This window comes from Paraburkholderia terrae (assembly GCF_002902925.1).
GTDB classification, from domain to species: domain Bacteria; phylum Pseudomonadota; class Gammaproteobacteria; order Burkholderiales; family Burkholderiaceae; genus Paraburkholderia; species Paraburkholderia terrae.
The window spans coordinates 1,566,612-1,580,401 of record NZ_CP026111.1 but is presented as its reverse complement, the minus strand read 5'-3'; the positions used below and the strand labels follow the sequence as shown (position 1 = coordinate 1,580,401).

Here is a 13,790-nt window from a genome sequence, read left to right as displayed (position 1 = left end):
CGGCCTGCGATGGCCTGACTGGCCGCAATGGCCATGTTGCACGTCATGGCTTCATGCGTACCTCGCGACGCGCATCCGCGCCGACAAGACCAAGACTTCGCCAGGGAGTCCGCTCGCTTATGACACGCTTCGCCCATGCTGCAATCGCGCTTTTCGTCGTCAGCGGCGCATCCGTTGCGCAGCACCCGCTGACCTATCCGGGACGCAGCCAGAGCCCGGGACAACAGGCCGTCGACAACGCCGCGTGCTACGCGGATGCCAACAAGACGACGCGCGTGAACATGGCGCGCGAGTCGCAGCGTCCGCCGCCACCCGGCAAGGCGGCCGCCGCTGCGCCGCGGCCTATCGTTGCGCCCTCGCCGGTCAATCCGCCCTTGCCTTCCGCGATGGGCGCCTCGGGCGCATCGGGCGCGATGGCGGCGTCCGCCCCAGCGGGCGCAAGCGGGGCAGCCATCGCAACGGCCGCAAGCGGTGCGAGCGGGGTCGCAGCTCCGTCGACGGTTGCAGCGGCATCGGGTGCTTCGGGCGCGATGCCGGCATCGGGCGCGCTCGAGGCTTCGGGAGCCAGCATGCCGTCGGCGGCTTCGCTCGCGGCCATGCCGCCACCGCCTCCACCCGAGCCGCCGATGGTCCGTTACTGGACCGCTTATTCGAAGTGCATGCAGCAGCGCGGCTACTACACGCGCTAGCGCCCGCGTCATTCATGCGACGAAAGACAAACGGCATGCCGCCGTTTGTTCAGTTGCGCCGTCACTCCGCCTCAACACTCCGCTCTAGCGCGCATTTGAAGGCGCCGCCACTCGCGCGTCGAAAGCAAAGACCCGCCGCATTGTTGAACACTGCAAGCCGGGCCAGACGGCCCGCGTTCGCCTGGACTCGCCTAGACTAATAGGCACCCACGCAAGGCGAACTCAACGGACGGGACCATGAAAGGCATCTTGATCGAGAAGCAGGACAACGGCAGCCGCGCGTCCATCACCGACATCGACGAAGCGAATCTGCCCGCAGGCGACGTGACCGTACGTGTCGAATGGTCGACGCTCAACTACAAGGACGCGCTTGCGATCACGGGCCGCTCGCCCGTCGTGCGCAGCTTTCCGCTGGTGCCCGGCATCGACTTCGCGGGCATCGTCGAAGCGAGCGAGCACGCGCAATGGAAAGCCGGCGACCACGTGATCCTGAACGGCTATGGCGTCGGCGAAAAGCACTGGGGCGGACTCGCGCAACGCGCGCGCGTGAGCGGCGACTGGCTCGTGCGCACGCCTGCCCCGCTGACATCACGCGACGCGATGGCCGTCGGCACGGCTGGCTACACGGCGATGCTATGCGTGCTCGCGCTCGAACGTCACGGCGTCACGCCGGCGCCAGGCAAGGTGCTCGTGACGGGCGCAGCGGGCGGCGTCGGCAGCGTCGCGATCATGCTGCTCGCGAAGCGCGGCTATCACGTGATTGCATCGACGGGACGTCCTGCTGAGTCGGACTATCTGCGCGAACTGGGCGCGCAGGAGATCATCGATCGCGCGGAACTGTCCGGGCCGGGCAAGCCGCTCGCGAAGGAGCGCTGGGTCGCTGCCGTCGATGCCGTGGGCAGTCACACGCTGGCGAACGCCTGTGCGGGCACCGCGTATGGCGGGATCGTCGCCGCATGCGGACTCGCGCAAGGGATGGACTTCCCCGCCACCGTCGCGCCCTTCATTTTGCGCGGCGTGACACTTGCAGGCATCGACAGCGTGATGGCGCCGCACGAGCGCCGCGTCGAGGCATGGCAGCGCATCGCGCAAGACCTGAGCACGGCGCGGCTGGCCGCAATGGTCAAGGAGATCAGCCTTGCGGAAGCGCTGGCGGCCGCGCCAGACGTGCTCGACGGCAAGATCCGCGGGCGGCTCGTGGTGGACGTCAACCGATAGCACACGGGCACGCATTATCGAACAGACTTATGCATCCGACTATTTTTAATCGATTTGCCTGATTCAGACGCGAACCTTAAGCTGAATGCGAATCCGCCAACTGCAACAGACTGGATCGCACCATGCAAGCTCAATCGTTCAAGGTTCGCGTCGACGCCGTGCGCGACGAAGCACACGGCGTCCGCTCATTCGTCATTTCGCGCCTCGATGGCGTGCCGTTCGACGCGTACGAACCCGGCGCGCACATCGATGTCACGAGTCCCTCGGGCGTCACGCGCCAATATTCGCTATGCGGCGACCCCGATTGCCGCGACACGCATCTGTTCGCCGTCAAGAAAGAAACGCAGTCGCGCGGCGGCTCGCGTTCGCTGCATGACGACGTGCAGATCGGCACCGAACTGTCCGTCGGCGCGCCGCGCAATCTGTTTCGCCTCGCTGAAAACGCCAGCCGGCATGTGCTGATCGGCGCGGGCATCGGCATCACGCCGCTGCTTTCGATGGCATATCGGCTGCAGAAGATGAACGTGCCGTTCGAATTGCACTACTTCGCGCGCAGCGCCGAACATGCGGCGTTTCTTCCGCTGCTCTCGCGCGCTCCGTTCGACGCGTACGCGAAGCTGCATTTCGGCATCGAGCCGGACGCGCTCGATGCAGAACTCGCCGCATGTCTTGCCGACGTGCCGCAAGGCACGCATGTCTACACATGCGGCCCCGTGCCGTTCATGGATCGCGTGGTCGCGGCGGGCGAAGCGCGCCTTCCTGCCGATGCAATTCATCTCGAACGCTTCACCGCCGAGCCTCAAGCGCCCGGCAGCGAAGCCGCGCTCGACAGCTTCGACGTACAACTGGCCAGCAGCGGGCAGACCGTGCGCGTGGACAGCAAGACTTCGATCGTCGAAGCACTCGCTGCGATCGGCATCGAAGTGGACACGTCGTGCGGCGAAGGCGTATGCGGCACCTGCATGGTCGACGTGGTGAGCGGCGAGCCCGAGCATCGCGACCATTGTCTGAGCAAGGCGGAACGCGCGAGCAACAGCGTGATCTGCTGCTGCGTGTCGCGCTCCCGCTCGCCCGTGCTCGTGCTCGACCTCTGACGCTACGTCTTGTCGAAGCGCTTCACCATTTCGGCCATCAGGTCTCGCATCCACGCGATGCCTTCGTCTTCGTGGAAGTGCTCGTGCCAGTGCATCGTCACGGTGGCCTGTGGAATCGGCACAGGCAACGTGTAGATGCGAAACGCGTCGTTGCCGTTGAGGATGCCTGCAAGCCTTTGCGGCAACGTCGCGAACAGATCAGTCACAGCCAGCACGCCGGGCAGCGCCACGAAGTGCGGCAACTGCAGCACGATGTTGCGGCCCACGCCTTGCGCGCGCAACGCATCGTCGAGCGCATGGTGACTGTGCTCGACGGAGCGCACCTGCACATGCGAAGCCTGCAGGAAATGTTCGAGACTCAACGCCGAACCTGCCGGCAGGCCGCGGCGCTTGCGCGTCATACACACATACGTCTCTTCGAATAGCAACTGATGGCGCGTGCGCGCCATCAGCATCGGCAGATTGCCGATTGCGAAATCGAGCCTGCTCGAACGCAGCGCATCTTCTATCTCTTCCACGGGCAGCGGCTCGACCGACAGCTTCACGCGCGGCGCGCGCTCGTGCAACGCCTCGCAGATCGCCGGCAAATAAGCCATTTCTCCCGCATCCGAAAGCGACAGCCGGAACGTGCGCGTGCTCGTCGCTGGGTCGAAACTCTCCGCGTAACGCAGCGCCTCGCGCACCGTATCGAGCGCGCGGCCCACGATGCTTGCAAGCTCCAGCGCAATCGGCGTGGGCTGCATGCCCGAGCGGGTGCGGATGAACAGCGGGTCGTCGAACAGCGTGCGCAAACGCGCCAGCGAATAACTGATGGCGGGTTGCGACAACGCTAGCCGTTCGCCTGCTTTCGTGAGGCTGCGCTCATCGACGATCGCCTGAAACACGCGCAGCAGATTGAGATCGACGTGATCGATTGAGGTCATGGTGGGCTTCCGACTGGGTCTTGATTATTTGCCGGACTTATTGGCCGGCTCATTTTTAATCGATTTGACGCATGATCTGTGCAAAGCGAGACTGATGTCAACGCGAAAGAAACAGCACCTGTGTGCGCTTTCGTTCGATTTCACTTCCGACAATCACGTCCCGACACAACACCGATGAGCGACACTACCTGGCAAACCATCGACACCAGTACGCTGCGCGAGCGCGTTCACGCCGATCGCATCGCGCCCTCGCTGTACTACGACCCGAACCTGTTCGAAGCCGAACTCGAGCGCATCTTCTACAAGACGTGGGTCTGGGTCGCACATGAAAGCGAACTGCCGAACCCCGGCGACTTCCGCACCACCACGATCGGCCGGCAACCCGTGATCGTCGTGCGCGACAAGACGGGCGCGGTGAACGTGCTACAGAACCGCTGCCGCCATCGCGGCGCGACCGTGTGCGAAGAACACAAGGGCAATGCAAAAGGCTTTACGTGCCCGTATCACAGCTGGTCATATGCGCTCGACGGCACGCTGCGTGCGCTGCCCTACGGCGACGGCTACGAAGGCGTATGCGAGAAAGGCGACCTGCCGCTCGCGAAGCTGCGCGTCGGCATCTATCAAGGGCTGATCTTCGCGAGCTTCGACGAGAACGTCGAACCGCTCGAAGATTTTCTCGGCGGCGCGAAGCCGTGGATCGACCTGTTCATGAAGCAAGGCGCAGGCTTTCCGATCAAGGCGAATGGCGAACACAAGTTCAAGTTCAAGGGCAACTGGAAAATCCAGCTCGAGAACACGACGGACCTGTATCACTTCCCGGTCGTACACAAGTCGTGGATGAAATCGATCGACGACGAAACGGCGGCCGCGATCACCAGCTTCATGACGAGCGATGAGGCGTTCTGCCGTTCGCTCGGCAATGGCCATAGCCTCGCCGTGCTGGTGCCGGAACTCGTCGATCTCGACAAGGACGATGGCGCGCCGCTGCCCGAGCGCTTCAACGAACTGGCCGCGCAGCTCGCCGAACGCCACACGCCGGAAGAAGTGCGGCGCATCGTGCGTTCGCTGATGGGTGTCGGCTTCAACCTGAACCTGTTCCCTAACCTCGCGCTGTCGATGGCGTTCTTCCGCGTGCTGCGCCCCATTTCCGCCGAAGAAACGGAAATCCGCCACGTCGCGCTCGCAATGGACGGCGGCCCCGACGAAGCGAACCGCGTGCGCCTGCGCATTCACGAACACTTCCAGGGCCCGTTCGGTTTCGGTAGTCCCGACGATGCGGAAGCATGGGAACGCGTGCAGCGCGGCTCGTATGCAGGCCCCGAAGTACCGATTCTCGTCAACCGTGGATTGAATCGCGAAACGACGGCCGCGAACGGCGAAAAGACCGCACACGCAACGGATGAAACGGGCATGCGCGAAGCGTATCGCCAGTGGCGCGCAATGATGGAGCAGACATGATGGACGATCGCAACGCACTCTTCTCGCAACAGACTCTCGCGCGCGCCATCGAATTCATCTGGCGCGAAGCCGAGATGCTCGACCGCCGCGACTATCGCGCGTGGCTCGAACTGTGGGACGCATCGGGCTTCTATGTCGTGCCGATCGATCCGCAAGCCACCGACTTTGCCGCGACGCTTAACTACGCGTACGACGATCAGCACATGCGCGAACTGCGTGTGCAGCGCATGGTGTCCGGCTATTCGGCTTCGGCCTCCGATGCGGCACGCACCGTACGCACGGTGTCGCGCTTCACGTTGACGAGCGATACCGCCGATGTCGTCGAAGTGAAATCGGCGCAGGTGATCGTCGCGTACAAGCGCGGCGTGTCGACGATCTTCGCCGCCGATCTCACGCACAAGATCAGCTTCGCGACAGGCGAACCGCGACTTGTCGAAAAGGTGATTCGCCTGATCGACTCGACGGAAGCGTTGAGCGCGATCGGCTTCCTGCTGTGATCCTTTGATGCGCGATGCGCGCAGCGGCTACAAGGCCGTTGCGCGCGAGGAGCGAACCCCGATGCCTACACTCGAAGTCTATCTGCCGCATGGACACGACGAAGCGCGCAAAGCGTCGCTGATCCAGGGTCTCACACAAGCAACGGTCGCCGCGATCGGCGCGCCTGCCGAAGCCGTGCGCATCCTGCTGAGCGAAATGCCCGCCACGCATTTCGGTCTGGGCGGCAAGACTGCGGCTCATGGCGCGCCGCCTTCGCTGCCCGTGATCGTCGCGATCCTGATTGCCGGCCGCACCGATGCGCAAAAAGAAGCGCTGATCGCCGCGTTATCTGAAACGGCCGCCGCCGTGCTCGATGCGCCGCTTCAGGCCACGCGCGTGATGATCAAGGACATTCCCAACACTGACTTCGGCATTGGCGGTCAGACGGCCCGCTCGCTTGGACGCTGAGACAAAGCTAGATGCGTGCATCGGGAGCGAGCGCGAGTTCGAGCGGCAACGCGACGCGGCATTCGAGCCCGCCGCCGTCTGCCGCTTGTGCCCAGATGCGTCCGCCATGCCGTGTGACGATGTTCTTGCACAGCGAAAGGCCGATGCCATTGCCGCCCGCCTTCGAAGAAGAAAAGCCGTCGAACAGACGTTCGTGCGCGTCGGCGTGTACGCCGGGGCCGTTGTCGATCACGCGCAGTTCGGCGCGCCCCTCCGCCATGGCCGTCGCGAGCGTCACGACGCCCGTCGTGCCCTTTGCTTCCGTCAACGCTTCGAGCGCATTGAACGCGAGATTCAAAATCACCTGGCCGATCAGCACGCGCTCGCAAAACACGGGCAACGCTTCGCTCGCCTGTTCGATCCGCATGCGCACGCCGGCTTCCTTCGCCCGCAATTCGATGAAGTACGCGACGTCGCTCAGGATGTCGCGCAGGTCGGCATGCGTTTCAGTCGGCTCGCGCTTGACGATGTACTCGCGCACGCTCTTGATGATGAGCGCCGCATGCTCGGCCTGACGGTCCGCGCTGCGCAGTCCCCAGATCGCGGAGTCGACGCTGCCCTGCCCCAGACGCTGAATTGCGCCTTCGATGAAATTACGCACGGCGGCAAGCGGCAGACTCAACTCGTGCGCAATGGCAGTCGCCATCTCACCCATTGCGTTGTAGCGGCCCGCATATTCGAGCATGCGCGCTTCCGTGCGGCGCGCTTCTTCCGTCGCGACCTCGTCGCTGATGTCGCGGAAGTGAATCAGCAAGCCATTCAGGTCGTTTTCGATCGCAACCCGCCGGCACGTGATGCGCAACCAGCGCGTCGCACCGTCGCGGCGCGTGATCCGGTAGCGCTGCGCATGCGTCGGCTGCTCGCTCGTCGCGTGACGCAACTGCGTGATGAGCCGGTTGCGATCGGCGGGCGTGCAGTAGTCGGGCACGCCACCGAGTGCTTCACCCGGCCCCACTCCCAACACGCGGCGCCCCGACTCGCTGATGTATTCGAGCTTGCCGCGCGGCGTCAACACCGCCACGCCTTCGCCGAGATCCTGCATGAATTCGCGCAGGCGCGTTTCATAGCGGCGCAGCTTGCGGCGCGTCGCCTCTTCTTCGGTGATGTCGCGGAACTGCACCATCACGACGGCACGCTCATGCAACGGCACATACGTCGCAATGGCTTCCGACAACATGTCGATGCCCGCACGCGAGCGGTAACACCATTCGTACACCTGCGGCCCTTGCGTGATCGCGCGATCCATCGCGGCCACGCCGACCTCGCGCCGGTACTTCGGCTCGGGACGCGTCATGTCGGGTGCCTTGAGCGGCAGCAGTTCTTCGAGCGAGAAACCCAACGCGACACAGGCCGCGCGATTGGCCCATACGATCGCCTTCGTCTGCGCGTCGTGCAGCAGCACGCACAGCGTCAATGCGTCGAGCAGACGGTGAAAATCTTCTTCGGCGGGAAAGTTCATGATGCGCGTGAGACGGGGCTGGAGTGCAAGCGTAACCATAACATCGGCCTTATCTGTCACGCGTCTAAAGATTTCTTTAGACGCGCGGGCGTCGATACCAGGAAACGCGGACCGGCGCCCCAATTGCTGCCGCTTTTTTGCGTTTCTAGACTGGCCTGAACGTCAATAACGTCAAACGTATTCAGGAGATTCGACATGTCAGCCGCCACTGCCCTCGCCACAAGCAACGTTCACACGCTGCAATCGGAACCCGCCGATGCCTTGCCCCTCGATGCGGTGATCGAAGAAATCGCCGCGCGTCGCGACGAGTTCGATCGGCTGTCGCACGTGCCGCGCGATGTGATCGCGAAGCTCAAGCGCGCCGGCATCTATCGCGCGGGCACGCCGCGGCGCTTCGGCGGCGACGCGCGCGCACCGGGCGAATTTCTCGCGATGATCGAACGCATTGCCGTCGCGGACGGCTCGGCTGCGTGGGTCGCGAGCTTCGGCAGCGCGAACGTGTATCTCGCCGCGCTGCCGCTCGCGACGCAGCAAGCGATCTACGCCAGCGGCCCCGATCAGGTGTTCGCCGGCGGCCTCTTTCCCGTACAGGCCGCGCAGCCTGCGCTCGGCGGCTGGCGCGTGAACGGCACGTGGAAATTCGCGAGCGGCTGCAAGGGCGCGGACTGGCTCGGCGTCGGTATCGGCGTGGGCAAGGATGGCGGCGCACCCGGCAAGCCGCGCACGGCCGTGTTCCGTCCGGCGCAGGTCGAGATCGTCGAGAACTGGGACGTGGTCGGCATGCAAGGCACGGGCAGCCACGATCTGCGCGTCACTGACCAGTTCGTCGCCGACGACTGGACCTTCGTGCGCGGCGGAACGCCGACGGTCGATGAGCCGCTGTATCGCTATCCGACCATCGCCTACGCGGCCCAGGTGCTGGCCGTAGTAAACCTTGGGCTGGCGCGCGCCGCACTCGACGTCGCCAATCAGATGGCGGGCGGCCGCAAGACGACGACGGGCGCGCCGCAACTCGCCGATCGCGCGTACTACCGGATCGAACTCGCGAAGGCCGAAGCGCAGTTGCGCTCGGCGCGCGCGTTCTTCTACGAATCGACGGACGAAGTGTGGCAGTCGATCCTCGCCGGCAACGACGTGACGCCCGATCAGGTCAGCCTGCTGCGCCTCGCGGCCACGCAGATCGCGCGCGAAGGCGCGGACGTGGTGGGCCGCGCGTACCGGCTGGGCGGCACGATGGCAATCTATCGCTCGCATCCGCTGCAACGTCTGATGCGCGACGCGATGGTTGTCACGCAGCACGCGTTCCTCGGCGAAGGTAATTACGACGGCGCGGGCGCCGTGTTCGTCGGCGTGCCGCCGATCCCCGGCTATCTGTAACTGCGTTGGATACCTTTCATTTCAGGCCTGTTTTCAAGGGAGTTTCGTTTCATGACTGACAATCGTTCGCTGCCGTTGCGTGTGCTGTTCTGCTGCGGCGTCACGCAGAACTTCTTCGACTTGCCGCGCGAGAAGATCGGCGAGGTATGGCAGGCTTACGGCAAGATGCTGGCCGCCGTCGAAGCGATGGACAACGTGCGAGTGCTCGGCGTGATGGACGACGACCGGCTCGTCGTCGGTCAGTCGGATGGCGCGCCGTGGACGTTCTACATCATGGCCGACGTCGCCGATTTCGACACGGCCGTGGCCGTGTGCAATCTGTACCGCACGACGCCCGTCGGCGAATACAACCTGTGGCGCTACGGCAAGATCGAGGCGCGCGTCGGACGTGCGTTGACGGTGCCGCCTGCTGCGCAGAACGCGTCCTGAGCCATGAGCGATATCACGTTGGCATCCAGCACGCTCGAAGCCTTGCAGGCGCGCATCGTCGCGCTCGAAGCCGAAAACGCGGTGCGCAAGACCATTACGCGTTATATGGCCTTGTGCGATGTGCCCTCGGGTACGCTCGACGGCGAGACGCTTGCCGCACTGTTCACGCAAGACGCGATCTGGGAAGGCATCGGCCCGCAGTACACGCAGAAGTTTGGCCATCTGCGCGGGCATGAGGCTATCCTTGCAATGCTGCAGCGTTATCTGCCACCCGTGCCGCACTTCGCGACCAATGTGCATTTCCTGACGTCGGAGACGATCGCCGTTGACGGCGCACGCGCGAAAGGCCGCTGGATCATGCTGCAGGCGTCGGGTTATGTCGATGCGCGCGCCGAACTGATCGCCGCGCGGCTCGAAATCGACTTCGTGCCCGCGCAGGACGGCCGCAACTGGCTGATCCAGCACTTTCGCACCGAGCGCCTCTTCGATGCGCCCTGGCAAGTCAACGCTCGCAAGGACACGACAACATGACTGCATTCATCAGCGAATTCACGCTGAGCGCGGACCCTGCCGCGCCAGGCCCGACCATCGCCATCAAGGACTCGATCGACGTAGCCGGCTATCCGACTACGGGTGCAAGCCGCTCGCTCGCCGACGCGCCGCCCGCCGCCGCGCATGCCGAAGTCGTCCAGCGTCTGCTCGATGCGGGCTGGCGTATCACCGGCAAGACCAACATGCACGAACTCGCGTTCGGCATGACGGGCATCAACGACTACACGGGTACGCCCGTCAATCCGCAGGACGCCGCGCGCATTCCCGGCGGTTCGTCGAGTGGATCGGCGTCGGCAGTCGGAGCGAAACTGGTCAATGCCGCGCTCGGCACCGACACGGGCGGCTCGATTCGCGGACCGGCTGCATGCTGCGGCGTGATCGGACTCAAGCCGACGTTCGGGCGCGTGTCACGCAAAGGCGCCGTACCACGTGAATCCACGCTCGATTGCGTGGGTCCATTCACACGCGATATCGCCACGCTGGTCCATGCAATGGCGGCTATCGCACCCGCGTTCGACACGGACGCCGCGAAACGCGCGAACGCAAGCGCAAACGTCGCGATCGTTTCCGTCGACGCAGACGCGGCCATCCGCCAGGGCGTGGCGCGCGCGGTGCAGGTCGCGGGTTTGGCGTCAAACGTGATCGAACTGGAGCACCTGAAAGAAGCCTTCGAAGCGGGCCTCGCCGTCATCAACGCAGAAACGGCGCGCGCATTCGCGCATCTCGTCGAAACGGGCAAACTCGGTGCGGATGTCGACGCACGCTTGCGCGTAGCGGTGCAAACGACCCAGGCGCAACTCGACGCCGCCGAGCGCGCGCGGCGCGCATTCACGGCCGCCGTCGATCGCGCACTCGAGAATGCCGACGTACTGGTGCTGCCGACCTTGCCCGCCTTGCCAATCACGATCGAAGCCGCACGCAACGGCACGCCCGTGCTCACGATGTCGTCGCTGATCCGTCCGTTCAATCTGAGCGGGCATCCCGCGTTGAGCTTGCCGATCCCGATTGAAGGCTCGCCGATGAAGGCGGGTTTGCAGATCGTCGGGCGTAAAGGCGCGGACGAACAGGTGTGCGCCGTCGCCGCGCACTTCGAAGCGGCGCTTGCCGCCTCTTGAGATCAACGGCGTGCGTTCAGTTGGACGCACGCAGCGAAGGAATTGTTACTCATGTCGAACAGAGTCGTCATCGTGACGGGTGCGGCGCGCGGGTTGGGCGCCATCGTCGCGAAGCATTTTCACAGCGCGGGTTACAAGGTCGCGCTGGCCGATATCGCATTCGATGCCGCGAATGCGCTAGCTACTGAACTGAGCGCGCATCACGAAACCGCGTGCGCGATCGCACTCGATGTCACACGCAAGCAGGACTTCGAAGCCGCACGCGATGCGTTGATCGCGCGTTGGGGTCGCGTCGATGTGCTCGTGAACAACGCGGGTGCGTCGAAGGTCGTGCCTGTGATGGAGATCAGCGCCGACGAGTTCAATCAGGTAATCGACATCAATCTGCGCAGCGTGCTGTTTGGCTGCCAGGTGTTCGGCCAGTATTTCGCCGATCGCGGCGCGGGACGCATCGTCAATATCGCGTCACTGGCGGGCCAGAATGGCGGCTCCGCGACGGGCGCGCATTATGCCGCGGCAAAAGGCGGCGCGATCACGTTGACCAAGGTGTTCGCGCGCGATCTCGCCGCGCACGGCGTGACCGTCAATGCGATCTCGCCTGGACCGCTCGATCTGCCCATCGTTCACGAAAGCGTGCCCGCCGACAAACTCGACAAGGTCATTGCGAGCATCCCCGGCGGGCGTCTCGGTTCGGCGGATTATGTCGCGCAGGTCGCCGTGCTGCTCGCATCGGGCGATGCGTACTTCGCTAACGGCGCGTGCTGGGATGTTAATGGCGGGCTTTACATGCGATAGAACAACGAGCAAAAGGCACGGCACGTTTCACTCAAGCCGTGCTGTTCGATATCATTCTCGCCCGCCCTCGCCCGGACTCCACACTGCCATCACATCGCGCACCAGCGTCGCGATAGACGTGGCCCCGAGCTTGTCCTTGATGCTCGCGCGATGCACGTAGACCGTTTTCACGCTGATCGACAGATCCGACGCAATGCGCTTGCTGCCCTTTCCGTCCAGCACGCCGCGCAGCACTTCCTTTTCTCGCGCTGTCAACGACTCGATCCGTTGACGCAGATCGCGAAGCTTCTGATCCGCCGCATGCCGTTGCGCCGCGAGTTTCATCGCGCGCTGGATGCGCTCGAGCATCTGCTGCGAGTTGTACGGCTTTTCGACGAAATCGATCGCGCCGTTCTGCAACGCACGCACGGACATCGGAATATCGCCGTGCCCGCTGACGAAAATGATCGGCAAGGTCGCGCCGCGCGCGTTGAGTTCAGCCTGTACGTCGAAGCCGCTCGTCTCCGGCATCCGCACGTCGAGCACGAGACACGCGGGGACGTTTGCGTCGAAGGCCCGCAGGAAATCCGCGGCGTTCGCAAAACCCTCCGACTTCACGCCGACCGACTCCAGCAGCCACGCCAGCGATGTGCGCATGCCATTGTCGTCGTCGACGATATACACGACGGGCGCGGGCGATTGAATTGGCGGGATCTTGCTGGCTGGACTCATGTCTTGAACCTGTCTGCAACGCGCGCCGGATGTTGTCCGGCTGTCTCCACGCGTTCGCTGTTTAATTTTGAGAAAGCTCATCATAACCAGCCCAAATTCGCGTGCAAAGCCTTTATTGCAGGCCTGATCGCGTGACAGCACAGGCCAACGCGCGATGCGCAGATGCGAGTCGAATGCAACCTGGTAAAACCTTTAGACGGGTCGGGAAGCGTGCCAACATGCGTGCCACTCGCGCGGATTTTTTTCATGCGACGCATGCCGTACGCTTGATGCATGGGATCGTCGCGCGCGCAACCAATCGCGGGCGAGCGGTCGATTCAGCGATCGATTCATAGCGACCACCGTGCAGGGAGCCACTCACATGTCCGATATGCAACGCCCGACCATGCTCGACCCCGACGACGCGCGCAAGCAGTTCCGCCAGGCAATGGCGCATCTGGGCGCGGCCGTCAACATCATCACGACATCCGGCGAGTCCGGGCGCTGCGGCATCACGGCGAGTGCGGTCTGCTCCGTGACGGATGCGCCGCCCACGCTGCTCGTCTGCATGAACCGTTCGAGCGCGATGCATGCCGTGTTCGAACGCAATCGCAATGTCTGCATCAACGTGCTGCCGGGTCATCACGAACTGCTCGCGCGGCACTTCGCCGGGCTCACGCAACTGCCGATGGAAGCGCGCTTCAGTCTGCCGATCTGGGACGAAGGCCCGCACGGCGTGCCGGTACTGCGCGACGCGCTCGCGAGCCTGCAAGGAACGATCGTCGATCTGAAGGAAGTGGGCTCGCATTCGGTGATGTTCGTCGAGGCCACGCAGATTCGCGTGTGCGCCGACGGCGACAGTCTCATCTACTTCGACCGCCAGTTTCATCGCGTGCCGAGACTGTGCGCGGCTTGAGCGCGGCCTGAACGCTGTTACCCTGCGTTACTTTTCTCGCACGGCTGTAGCACCTGTGTCCGACACGCGCCCCTAGACTGAAGCCGAATTC

The 13,790-nt window shown here is 64.0% G+C and carries 15 protein-coding genes; 12 read left to right on the top strand and 3 right to left on the bottom strand.

Going from position 1 to position 13,790, the window contains the following annotated elements; translation table 11 throughout:
• The first annotated feature begins 119 nt into the window (after positions 1-119).
• From C2L65_RS07105 to C2L65_RS07095, 3 genes are all read left to right on the top strand, one after another.
• The gene (locus tag C2L65_RS07105) at positions 120-689 is read left to right on the top strand and encodes a hypothetical protein (RefSeq protein WP_042315283.1); all 570 of its coding nucleotides are present in this window, start codon (positions 120-122) and stop codon (positions 687-689) included.
• A gap of 237 nt (positions 690-926) precedes the next feature.
• On the top strand, positions 927-1,907 hold the full coding sequence (gene acuI / locus C2L65_RS07100; RefSeq protein ID WP_042315281.1) for an acrylyl-CoA reductase (NADPH): 981 nt from the start codon (positions 927-929) through the stop codon (positions 1,905-1,907).
• A gap of 122 nt (positions 1,908-2,029) precedes the next feature.
• Positions 2,030-3,001, top strand: coding sequence for a PDR/VanB family oxidoreductase (locus C2L65_RS07095; protein WP_042315280.1), 972 nt, complete (start codon positions 2,030-2,032; stop codon positions 2,999-3,001).
• Between the two features lie 2 nt (positions 3,002-3,003).
• Here the strand turns inward: C2L65_RS07095 and C2L65_RS07090 are convergent, their stop codons facing one another.
• Complete coding sequence (locus tag C2L65_RS07090) at positions 3,004-3,924, bottom strand: LysR family transcriptional regulator (RefSeq protein ID WP_007587013.1); 921 nt, start codon at positions 3,922-3,924, stop codon at positions 3,004-3,006.
• 174 nt (positions 3,925-4,098) lie between these two features.
• On the opposite strand from C2L65_RS07090, the gene C2L65_RS07085 reads away from it, so the two are divergent.
• From C2L65_RS07085 to C2L65_RS07075, 3 genes are all read left to right on the top strand, one after another.
• Positions 4,099-5,382, top strand: a complete 1,284-nt coding sequence (locus C2L65_RS07085) for an aromatic ring-hydroxylating oxygenase subunit alpha (RefSeq protein ID WP_042315278.1) — start codon at positions 4,099-4,101, stop codon at positions 5,380-5,382.
• On the top strand, positions 5,379-5,879 hold the full coding sequence (locus C2L65_RS07080) for an aromatic-ring-hydroxylating dioxygenase subunit beta (RefSeq protein ID WP_042315276.1): 501 nt from the start codon (positions 5,379-5,381) through the stop codon (positions 5,877-5,879). Before C2L65_RS07085 ends, C2L65_RS07080 begins: the two co-directional genes overlap by 4 nt.
• Positions 5,880-5,940: 61 nt before the next feature.
• Positions 5,941-6,327 (top strand): tautomerase family protein, encoded by a 387-nt coding sequence (locus C2L65_RS07075; RefSeq protein WP_042315292.1) that lies wholly within the window; start codon positions 5,941-5,943, stop codon positions 6,325-6,327.
• A 7-nt stretch (positions 6,328-6,334) separates the two neighbouring features.
• Here C2L65_RS07075 and C2L65_RS07070 read toward each other — a convergent pair whose 3' ends face one another.
• Positions 6,335-7,825 carry a PAS domain-containing sensor histidine kinase gene (locus C2L65_RS07070; protein ID WP_042315290.1) on the bottom strand — a complete coding sequence of 497 codons (1,491 nt, stop codon included), beginning with the start codon at positions 7,823-7,825 and terminating at the stop codon, positions 6,335-6,337.
• Between the two features lie 195 nt (positions 7,826-8,020).
• Between C2L65_RS07070 and C2L65_RS07065 the strand changes: the two genes are divergently transcribed.
• The 5 genes from C2L65_RS07065 to C2L65_RS07045 are packed head-to-tail and all read left to right on the top strand — an operon-like array spanning position 8,021 to position 12,093.
• Positions 8,021-9,202: an acyl-CoA dehydrogenase family protein gene (locus tag C2L65_RS07065; RefSeq protein WP_042315274.1), complete on the top strand. Its 1,182-nt coding sequence runs from the start codon at positions 8,021-8,023 to the stop codon at positions 9,200-9,202.
• A gap of 51 nt (positions 9,203-9,253) precedes the next feature.
• Positions 9,254-9,631: a hypothetical protein gene (locus tag C2L65_RS07060; protein ID WP_007586999.1), complete on the top strand. Its 378-nt coding sequence runs from the start codon at positions 9,254-9,256 to the stop codon at positions 9,629-9,631.
• A 3-nt stretch (positions 9,632-9,634) separates the two neighbouring features.
• Positions 9,635-10,162, top strand: a complete 528-nt coding sequence (locus C2L65_RS07055) for a nuclear transport factor 2 family protein (protein WP_042315272.1) — start codon at positions 9,635-9,637, stop codon at positions 10,160-10,162.
• Complete coding sequence (locus C2L65_RS07050; protein WP_042315271.1) at positions 10,159-11,298, top strand: amidase; 1,140 nt, start codon at positions 10,159-10,161, stop codon at positions 11,296-11,298. Before C2L65_RS07055 ends, C2L65_RS07050 begins: the two co-directional genes overlap by 4 nt.
• A 51-nt stretch (positions 11,299-11,349) precedes the next feature.
• Positions 11,350-12,093: an SDR family NAD(P)-dependent oxidoreductase gene (locus C2L65_RS07045; protein WP_042315270.1), complete on the top strand. Its 744-nt coding sequence runs from the start codon at positions 11,350-11,352 to the stop codon at positions 12,091-12,093.
• A gap of 51 nt (positions 12,094-12,144) precedes the next feature.
• Here C2L65_RS07045 and C2L65_RS07040 read toward each other — a convergent pair whose 3' ends face one another.
• Positions 12,145-12,777 (bottom strand): response regulator transcription factor, encoded by a 633-nt coding sequence (locus C2L65_RS07040; RefSeq protein ID WP_174485110.1) that lies wholly within the window; start codon positions 12,775-12,777, stop codon positions 12,145-12,147.
• A 388-nt stretch (positions 12,778-13,165) separates the two neighbouring features.
• On the opposite strand from C2L65_RS07040, the gene hpaC reads away from it, so the two are divergent.
• Entirely contained in the window at positions 13,166-13,699 is a 534-nt protein-coding gene (gene hpaC / locus C2L65_RS07035) for a 4-hydroxyphenylacetate 3-monooxygenase, reductase component (protein ID WP_042315266.1), read from the top strand.
• Positions 13,700-13,790: the final 91 nt, after the last annotated feature.

Excerpts from the sequence above, each read along its gene's own strand:
- C2L65_RS07105 (WP_042315283.1), top strand. The coding sequence starts at position 120 with ATGACACGCTTCGCCCATGCTGCAATCGCGCTTTTCGTCGTCAGCGGC.
- acuI (WP_042315281.1), top strand. The coding sequence starts at position 927 with ATGAAAGGCATCTTGATCGAGAAGCAGGACAACGGCAGCCGCGCGTCC.
- C2L65_RS07095 (WP_042315280.1), top strand. The coding sequence starts at position 2,030 with ATGCAAGCTCAATCGTTCAAGGTTCGCGTCGACGCCGTGCGCGACGAA.
- C2L65_RS07090 (WP_007587013.1), bottom strand. The coding sequence starts at position 3,924 with ATGACCTCAATCGATCACGTCGATCTCAATCTGCTGCGCGTGTTTCAG.
- C2L65_RS07085 (WP_042315278.1), top strand. The coding sequence starts at position 4,099 with ATGAGCGACACTACCTGGCAAACCATCGACACCAGTACGCTGCGCGAG.
- C2L65_RS07080 (WP_042315276.1), top strand. The coding sequence starts at position 5,379 with ATGATGGACGATCGCAACGCACTCTTCTCGCAACAGACTCTCGCGCGC.
- C2L65_RS07075 (WP_042315292.1), top strand. The coding sequence starts at position 5,941 with ATGCCTACACTCGAAGTCTATCTGCCGCATGGACACGACGAAGCGCGC.
- C2L65_RS07070 (WP_042315290.1), bottom strand. The coding sequence starts at position 7,825 with ATGAACTTTCCCGCCGAAGAAGATTTTCACCGTCTGCTCGACGCATTG.
- C2L65_RS07065 (WP_042315274.1), top strand. The coding sequence starts at position 8,021 with ATGTCAGCCGCCACTGCCCTCGCCACAAGCAACGTTCACACGCTGCAA.
- C2L65_RS07060 (WP_007586999.1), top strand. The coding sequence starts at position 9,254 with ATGACTGACAATCGTTCGCTGCCGTTGCGTGTGCTGTTCTGCTGCGGC.
- C2L65_RS07055 (WP_042315272.1), top strand. The coding sequence starts at position 9,635 with ATGAGCGATATCACGTTGGCATCCAGCACGCTCGAAGCCTTGCAGGCG.
- C2L65_RS07050 (WP_042315271.1), top strand. The coding sequence starts at position 10,159 with ATGACTGCATTCATCAGCGAATTCACGCTGAGCGCGGACCCTGCCGCG.
- C2L65_RS07045 (WP_042315270.1), top strand. The coding sequence starts at position 11,350 with ATGTCGAACAGAGTCGTCATCGTGACGGGTGCGGCGCGCGGGTTGGGC.
- hpaC (WP_042315266.1), top strand. The coding sequence starts at position 13,166 with ATGTCCGATATGCAACGCCCGACCATGCTCGACCCCGACGACGCGCGC.